Genomic DNA, 281 nt, shown 5'->3' with positions numbered 1-281 from the left:
AAACCAAGGGACTGACATGACTGATTCTTCCGCCGCCACCGGCACGGGGCGCAGCGCGCTGATCGAAGACGCGATCCTGCCCACAACACTTGACCAGCGGCCCATCGGCTTTTGGGGCTATGCCTGGATCTGGATCGGCATCGCGGTCATCATCGCCACTTATTCGCTTGGCGCATCGGTGGTCGAGGGTGGTGTGCCGCTGACCACCACGATCCTGACGATCATGGCCGCGAACCTGCTGATCGGCGGCTTCATGGTGCTGACCGCCGACATCGGCACCG

Annotated in this window: 1 protein-coding gene; it reads left to right on the top strand. The window is 63.0% G+C overall.

The window, feature by feature from the left end; genetic code table 11:
* Window positions 1-16: 16 nt before the first annotated feature.
* On the top strand, window positions 17-281 hold a 265-nt coding region (locus tag Q5762_RS38000), incomplete at its 3' end, for a cytosine permease (protein ID WP_315896876.1).

The organism is Streptomyces sp. P9(2023), from assembly GCF_032436795.1.
GTDB lineage: Bacteria > Actinomycetota > Actinomycetes > Streptomycetales > Streptomycetaceae > Streptomyces.
Note: the sequence above shows the minus strand (reverse complement) of the source record. Positions and strands in the feature narration are given on the sequence as shown.